At 61.0% G+C, this 387-nt stretch carries 1 protein-coding gene; it reads left to right on the top strand.

From position 1 onward, the window contains the following. Positions 1-387, top strand: a 387-nt coding sequence (locus tag AC0T7J_RS25500) for a chemotaxis protein CheB (protein ID WP_473798613.1), incomplete at both ends; no start/stop codon positions are given.

The following is a 387-nucleotide window of genomic DNA, read 5'->3' as shown; positions in this document are numbered from 1 at the left end:
GTGTGGCGATGCCGGTCAAGGAAGCTGAAGACAAGCAGGACATTGAAGCCGGCACGGTATATTTCGCCACGCCCGGTTATCACTTGTCGGTCGAAGCGGATCGCAGCCTGTCGCTGAGCCTGGAGGACCGCGTACATCATTCGCGGCCGTCTATTGATTACCTGTTTGAATCGGCCGCTGACGTTTACGGCGAGACACTCGCCGCCGTGCTGCTGACCGGCGCCAATCAGGATGGCGCGCGCGGTCTGGCCTGCGTCAAGCGCTGCGGCGGCTTGACCATTGTTCAAGACCCCGATGATGCACAAGTCGCCACCATGCCCCAGGCTGCACTGAACGTTCTGCAGCCGGATCATGTCCTACCCATTCACGGCATCGGCCGTCTGCTAG

Source organism: Pantoea sp. E956-1, from assembly GCF_982223955.1.
The sequence above is the reverse complement of the archived record's forward strand: the minus strand, read 5'-3'. Positions and strand labels throughout refer to the sequence as shown.